General features: G+C 71.7%; 8 protein-coding genes and 1 pseudogene. 3 read left to right on the top strand and 6 right to left on the bottom strand.

What is annotated here, in order from left to right; translation table 11 throughout:
* Positions 1–230: 230 nt before the first annotated feature.
* Positions 231–1370, bottom strand: coding sequence for a glycosyltransferase (locus A6A27_RS39345; protein ID WP_073839751.1), 1140 nt, complete (start codon positions 1368–1370; stop codon positions 231–233).
* A gap of 51 nt (positions 1371–1421) precedes the next feature.
* On the opposite strand from A6A27_RS39345, the gene A6A27_RS42645 reads away from it, so the two are divergent.
* Together A6A27_RS42645 and A6A27_RS47890 are read left to right on the top strand one after the other, a co-directional pair.
* Entirely contained in the window at positions 1422–1796 is a 375-nt protein-coding gene (locus tag A6A27_RS42645; protein ID WP_083673224.1) for a TetR/AcrR family transcriptional regulator, read from the top strand.
* A 54-nt stretch (positions 1797–1850) separates the two neighbouring features.
* The gene (locus A6A27_RS47890) at positions 1851–2003 is read left to right on the top strand and encodes a TetR family transcriptional regulator C-terminal domain-containing protein (protein ID WP_083673225.1); all 153 of its coding nucleotides are present in this window, start codon (positions 1851–1853) and stop codon (positions 2001–2003) included.
* Positions 2004–2104: 101 nt separating this feature from the next.
* Here the strand turns inward: A6A27_RS47890 and A6A27_RS47885 are convergent.
* The 4 genes and pseudogenes from A6A27_RS47885 to A6A27_RS39320 form a co-directional block, all read right to left on the bottom strand.
* Positions 2105–2389 (bottom strand): annotated as a pseudogene (locus A6A27_RS47885) (DUF998 domain-containing protein); the annotation flags it as partial.
* 79 nt (positions 2390–2468) lie between these two features.
* Entirely contained in the window at positions 2469–3713 is a 1245-nt protein-coding gene (locus A6A27_RS39330; protein WP_073839750.1) for an RNA polymerase sigma factor, read from the bottom strand.
* A gap of 119 nt (positions 3714–3832) precedes the next feature.
* The gene (locus tag A6A27_RS39325) at positions 3833–4747 is read right to left on the bottom strand and encodes an alpha/beta fold hydrolase (protein WP_073839749.1); all 915 of its coding nucleotides are present in this window, start codon (positions 4745–4747) and stop codon (positions 3833–3835) included.
* Positions 4740–5207 carry a hypothetical protein gene (locus tag A6A27_RS39320; RefSeq protein WP_073839748.1) on the bottom strand — a complete coding sequence of 156 codons (468 nt, stop codon included), beginning with the start codon at positions 5205–5207 and terminating at the stop codon, positions 4740–4742. Before A6A27_RS39320 ends, A6A27_RS39325 begins: the two co-directional genes overlap by 8 nt.
* Before the next feature lie 133 nt (positions 5208–5340).
* On the opposite strand from A6A27_RS39320, the gene A6A27_RS39315 reads away from it, so the two are divergent.
* A complete protein-coding gene (locus A6A27_RS39315; protein ID WP_073839747.1) occupies positions 5341–5706 on the top strand; it encodes a VOC family protein in 366 nt (121 codons plus the stop codon).
* A gap of 16 nt (positions 5707–5722) precedes the next feature.
* On the opposite strand, the gene yidD is transcribed toward A6A27_RS39315, so the two are convergent.
* Positions 5723–6091, bottom strand: coding sequence for a membrane protein insertion efficiency factor YidD (yidD, locus tag A6A27_RS39310; protein ID WP_241825673.1), 369 nt, complete (start codon positions 6089–6091; stop codon positions 5723–5725).
* Between the last annotated feature and the right edge of the window lie 50 nt (positions 6092–6141).

The raw sequence follows: 6141 nt of genomic DNA, 5'->3' as shown, positions 1-6141 counted from the left end.
CTTCACCCGCCGCAACCCCGACCGACAACGCGACCGGCTCATCAAACAACTCCACAGCCTGGGCTACACCGTCACCCTCGACAAGGCCGCGTAGACAAGCCACGGTCGATTCTCTTCACAGCATCATCCGGAGCAGCTCGCGGGCTCCGTCGCTGGCCGATGGACGGATCGCCACCGACCAGCTCCAGGCGTAGGCGCGACGGTGCCGGCGCGGCGCGCGCCGCCGCGCGCTATCCGGAGGCGGACGCGGTGAGGCGCTCGGCCACCTCGGAAGCCGACGGCATGGCGGCTATCTCGTCACGGATGCGGTGTGCGGCAGTGGTGAACGAGGGCTCGGCGAGCAGCCGGCCGACCGCGGCGGCGACCGACGCTGGTTCCTGCTCCCCGATCGGCAGGGCCAGTCCGGCTCCGGCAGCCGCGAGGCGTTCCGCCTGGCGCTGCTGCCCGGACATTCCGGGCACGACGACGGCGGGGACGCCGCGTGCCGCCGTGCCGAAGGTGGTGCCAGAGCCGCCGTGGTGCACCACGGCCGAAACCCCGTCGAGCAGCTCCGCTGCCGGCAGGAAAGAGAGCAATTCGACCCGTCCCGGCTCCAGTCCGAAACCGTCGGCCGGGACATCCCGTGCCGTCGCCACCAGATCGATGTCGAGGGTGCTCAGTGACCGGAGCACCGGGCCGAGTTCCGGCGATGCCCCGGGGGCGGTGCTGAAGCTGACCAGTACCCGGGGCCGGCCAGTACCCGGGACCCGGGGCGCGCGCGGGCCTTCGGGACCTTGGTGGGGTTCCGGCCGCAGCGCGATGCGTTCGAGGGCCGGCAGCGCACCGCGGCGCTGCAGGCTGGGCGGGCAGAGGTCCAGCAGCCAGTGGCCGGACGGCGCATGGGCCGGCGCTTCCAGACCCCGATCGAGATACCGGGAGCGCGCCGCCGCGGCCAGGGCGTCCAGGAGTTCCGGTTCCAGCGCTGGATCGATGGCCATCACCGCAGACGGCAGCTTGAGCCTAGCCGCGACGAGTGGACCCACGAAATCGAGGTGCTCGGAGATGACCAGATCCGGTGCCCAGTCGCCCGCCCCGGTCAGAGCCTCGTCCACGGAGAGGTCGACACGCGCTCCGGCGAAGAACTCCCCGACGAGTTCCGGCGTCCTGCTGACCAGGATATCGGTGCCGGTGCGGCGGGCTACCTCGGCGATCACCGCGTCCGCCATCGGACCGGCGGGGATCAGCCCGAAGCCTTCCGGCTCGATCGAAGCGGCCATGCCGGCGGCGGTGGCGAAGGCAACGGCATGCCCCTGCTTCCGCAGCGCCCGGGCCAGCGGAAGTAGGGGCAGGAAGTGCCCGGTCAATGGGTTGTTGAAAAGGAGGACACGCATGGCCTCGAGAGTACTCTTATAAGACGACCGGCCATATTGCGGGGAGGGTAGATGCCGAAGCCGAGTCTGCGCGAGGCGTTGCTCGATGCGGCGTGCGAGGAGTTCGACGCTCGCGGCTATGCGGCCACTGGGGTAGCGGCGATCGCGACTCGGGCCGGCGCTCCGAAGGGTTCGTTCTACAACCACTTCGCGAGCAAGGAAGAGCTGGCGCTTGCCTCGCTCGAGAGGTACGGAGTGAACCGGCGGCTGGGCATGCTCGGCGACCGGTCGAAGCCGCCGCTGCAACGCATCCAGGCGCATCTGGCCTATCTGCGCGACGATCTCGCACGACACAGTTTCGGGCGTGGATGCCTTTTCGGCACCTTCGCGGCCGAGTCGGCTTCGTCCGCGGCGTTGAGTGCCGCCGCGAAGGAGGGTCTCGATTGATGGATCGACGCGCTCGCCGGCGCGCTCGAAGACGCCCACGCTCAGGGCACCGCGATGGCCGACGTCGAGCCCCGCAGTCTCGCGGCGTTGATTGTCGACCTCTGGGAGGGCGCGGCCCTGCGAGCCAAGGCCGCTCGTGACGGTGCTCCGGTCGACGCGGCGATCGTCTTCATCGTGGCCTCCCTTAGCGGTGGGAGGGTCGACTGAGCGTGTCTACGTACGCCGGCGTCGCTGTAGGACCGGATGGCCGCATCCATGTGAGCACCGCTGGTCGATCTAAACGCTAGTGGGCACCGGACTAGCGCCGGCCCCCACGTCCCGCCCGCGCCGCCCCGCAGCGCGCGGCGCAGCCCGGCCGCGCCGGCGAGGGCCAGCAGCCCGGAGACCACGAAGTTGGCGATCTGGATCCAGCCGTGCTGGCCGAGGGCGAGCAGGCTGAGCGGCTGCCGGCTCAGGTCGAAGCCGTCCCGGGTGAGCACCTGCGCGGCGGCCACCACCGCGAACAGCGGCCCGACGGCGATCCCCCCGGCGAGCAGGGTGGCCACCGGAACCGCCCTGCTCGCCCGGGCCTGCCGCAGCGTCGTACTGGTCATCTCTCGATCTCCTCGTCATCGGCTCTCACTGACGCGTCGATCGGGCCGACCGGGATCCGACATCCCGTTTCAAGATTTTTTACGGGCCGCACGCGGCGGCCCGGTCGAGCAGCAGCGCCCGCTCCCGGGCATTGCCCGTCAGCGCCGCCGCCCGCTCGAACTCCCGCCTGGCCTCGTCGTGCCGCCCCAGCTTGGCGAGCAGGTCACCGAGCACGCTGGGCAGCATGTAGCCGGCCAGCGCCGGCTCGTCCGTCAGCGCCCGGGCCAACTCCAGGCCGGCGGCCGGGCCGTCGGCGTAGGCGACGGCAACCGCCCGGTTCAGCTCCACCACCGGTGACGGCACCAGCCGCGCCAGCTCCGCGTAGAGGAACGCGATCCGCGCCCAGTCGGTCTCCTCGGGAGTCCGCGCCCGCGCGTGGCAGGCCGCGATCTCGGCCTGCAGGGTGTACGGACCGGCCCAGCCGCTGCGGGCCCGGTCGAGGGCGGCAAGGCCCCGGCGGATGAGCAACTGGTCCCAGCGACTGCGATCCTGATCGTTGAGCAGGATCGGCTGGCCGTCGGGGCCAGTACGGGCGTGGGTACGCGACGCCTGAATCTCCAGCAGCGCGGCCAGGCCGTGCACCTCGGGCTCGTCGGGCATCAGCCCCTGCAGCAGCCGCGCCAGCCGCAGCGCCTCCTGACACAGGGCCGGCCGCATCCAGTCGTCCCCGGCGGTGGCCGAATACCCCTCGTTGAAAATCAAATAGACGACCTCCAGCACCGAGTCGAGGCGCTCGGCCCGCTCGGCCGGGCCGGGCACCTCGAACGGCACGTGGGCGGCGGCGAGGGTCTGCTTGGCACGGGTAATCCGCTGGCCGACCGTCGGCTCGGTGGTGAGGAACGCGCGGGCGATCTCACCAGTGGTCAGGCCACCGAGCAGCCGCAGCGTCAGCGCCGCCCGGGCAATCGGCGACAGCACCGGGTGGCAGGAGACGAAGATCAGCCGCAGCAGATCATCCTCAATGCGGTCCTCGACCGCGGCATCGAAGTCCGGAGTGACCTGCTCATCGAGGTCGCGGCCGAGCTCGGCGAGCGTACGCTGCTGGGTCTGCCGGCGGCGCAACGCGTCGAGCGCCCGGCGCTTGCCGACGGTCATCAGCCACGCGCCCGGGTTGGCCGGTACGCCGTCGCGCGGCCACTGCTCCAGCGCGGCTACCAGGGCGTCCTGGGCCAGTTCCTCGGCCTGGCCGACGTCGCGGACGATCGCGGCGATGCCGGCAACGACCCGGCCGGCCTCCATCCGCCACACCGCCTCGACGGTGCGCCGTGTCTCCGACTCCTCCATGGGCTGTTGACCCTAACAACGTGCGGGCAACGAAAGGCCACGGAACAGCACGTGGTGGTTGGCGGACTGGCAGCCGATGGATGGGCAGCGACCGCCTGCCGCCGCCCGCCCAGGTTCGGTCAGTCGTGGGTTGCCGTGCCGAGGAAGTCGGTGATGAGGGCCGCCAGCTCCTGCGGGCGTTCGGCGACCATCGCGTGGCTGGCGCCGGCCAGGTGCAGCACCCGCAGCGACGGATTGTCCAGCGCGGCGAGCCGCTCGGCGGTGGCCCGCCGGTAGGCGGCGTACACCTCGTGGAACGCCTGCTGCTCAGGCAGGTCCTCGGTGGCGAGGACGAGCAGCATGGGGCAGCGGATGTCCCGGTAGGTGGGGAGCAGGTCGAGGGACTCCATCGCTTCCCGTAGCTGCCCGGTCAGCTCCGCGCCAGGGCGCAGCCGGCTACGGCCGTCGTCGCACGGCACGAGGTTGCGCTCGAAGGCCGCCACCCAGTCTTCCAGCGCGGCGCCATACCGCTCGGCCATCGCCCGCTGCCCAGCCAGCGCGGCGGCCAACTGTTCGGCGGTGAGCGGCTCGGCCAGCATCGCGGCCATCCCGTCGAAGGTGGCCCGCAGCTTGGCGAGTTCCGTCGCCGCCTGGTCCGGGTCCATGCCGGCGAGCTGCTCCGGGCGGCCGAGCGTCGGGTTGCCGTCCAGGCTGACGACGCCGGGGCACTCCGGGTGGCGCTGCGCCCACAGCGCGGCCAGCATGCCGCCGAGGGAGACACCGACCACCGCGGGACGGTCGAGGCCGAGGCCGTCGGCGACCGCGGCCAGGTCGGTCAGCACCTCGTTCCAGCGCCACGGACCATCCCCGGACCGCCCGTGTCCACGCAGGTCGACGGTGACCACCCGGTGCGCGGGGCGTAGCTGCTCGGCCAGCGTGGTCATCTGGGCGAGGTTGCCGCCGGCGCCGTGCAGGAGCAGCAGTGGGCGGCCGGAGCCGCCGAAGTCGCGGTAGGCGATCGGCACGGCCCCGGAGTCGATGAAGGTGTCAGGCACGTCGGGTTCCCTCCCGGAGCAGTCGGTCGCGGACGGCGGCGGACAGCACGCCGCCGGCCGGGTGACGGGCGAGCTTGCCGCGACTGGCCAGGTCGTGGACGCCCTGGCGGGTGATGCCGAGCATGGCGCCGGCCACCGCGTACGACACCGACTCGGCGGTGGGGTGGCCCACCCGCCGCGCGACGATCTGGCCAAGCGGGCTTCGCCACCAGTCGAGGGGCGGGTCGAACGGACCGTCGCCGGGATAGAGCGTGGAGATGGCTCGGATGATCACCCCGTAGGCCGCCCGGTCGTCGCCGCTGACCATCGTGGTGGCCCAGGATCGTGCGCGCTCCCGGACAACGGTACGCAGCGGGTCGATCGCGTCGTGGCCGTCGACCAGGATCTCGAGCGGGTCGAGCAACCGGACATCGATCAGCCTGACGAGCTGCTCGACCAGTTCCTCTTCACCCGGTGGCATGCCGCCTCCCCTCGTTGCTTGACGCCCATCGTCAAGCACTTGACGACTAGTGTCAAGCAGTGGCGAATGGCACCGAAATGTCGTATTCACCCCCTAAGCTTGGCGCGGTCATCACGGATCGCAGGGAGACAAGATGCTCGACCACCTCTCCGTCCTGGTGCGCGACCTGCCGGCCAGCGCCGCCTTCTACGACACGGTGCTGGCCCCACTGGGCGGGCGCCGGATCCTGGAGCCCGGCCCGATCGGCTACGGCGTCGACTTCCCCGACTTCTGGCTGGCACCCGCACCGGCCGGGACCGCGCCGCTGGAAGCGCACATCGCCTTCACCGCCCCCGACCGGGCCGCCGTGCAGGCGTTCCACGACGCCGCGGTCGCGGCCGGCGCGGAAGTGCTGCACGCGCCCCGCGTCTGGCCGGAATACCACCCGACCTACTTCGGGGCGTTCGTCCGGGACCCGGACGGCAACAACGTCGAGGCGGTATGCCACCAACCCGAGTAATCGACGGGGCGGGCGATCAGCGCAACGGATCGTGGGTACCGCGCGGCACGTGCGGCTTGCAGCGGCGCACCCGGTCGGCGGCCATCCGCCCGCCGACCGCGAGACCGTACCTCTCCACCGCCGCGAGCCCGTACGCACTGCACGTCGGCGTGTAACGGCACTGGCCGGGCCAGCGGTGCGACAGCCAGCGACGGTAGCCGACGATCGCCGCTCGGCCGGCCCGGTCCACCATGGGCGTACGGGTGGCGGTGGCAGCCACCGAGCCGAGGGTCAGCAGGAACGAGAACAGCCCGAAGTCGCAGCAGTCCGGGCCGTCGCAGTCGCAGGTGTCGCAGCCGGAACCGCGCCTCTTCTTGTGGTGCCGCTTTCGCTTCAGGTTGATCACGCCGCCATGATGCGACACCCGTGCCACCGGCCCTCACGTCGGCGTCACCC

The organism is Micromonospora sp. CB01531 (genome assembly GCF_001905095.1).
Taxonomy (GTDB): Bacteria; Actinomycetota; Actinomycetes; order Mycobacteriales; family Micromonosporaceae; genus Micromonospora.
This window is presented reverse-complemented; position numbering and strand designations above follow the sequence as displayed.

Coding starts and splice junctions, on each gene's coding strand:
- A6A27_RS39345 (WP_073839751.1), bottom strand. CDS start 1,370: ATGCGTGTCCTCCTTTTCAACAACCCATTGACCGGGCACTTCCTGCCC.
- A6A27_RS42645 (WP_083673224.1), top strand. CDS start 1,422: ATGCCGAAGCCGAGTCTGCGCGAGGCGTTGCTCGATGCGGCGTGCGAG.
- A6A27_RS47890 (WP_083673225.1), top strand. CDS start 1,851: ATGGCCGACGTCGAGCCCCGCAGTCTCGCGGCGTTGATTGTCGACCTC.
- A6A27_RS39330 (WP_073839750.1), bottom strand. CDS start 3,713: ATGGAGGAGTCGGAGACACGGCGCACCGTCGAGGCGGTGTGGCGGATG.
- A6A27_RS39320 (WP_073839748.1), bottom strand. CDS start 5,207: ATGCCACCGGGTGAAGAGGAACTGGTCGAGCAGCTCGTCAGGCTGATC.
- A6A27_RS39315 (WP_073839747.1), top strand. CDS start 5,341: ATGCTCGACCACCTCTCCGTCCTGGTGCGCGACCTGCCGGCCAGCGCC.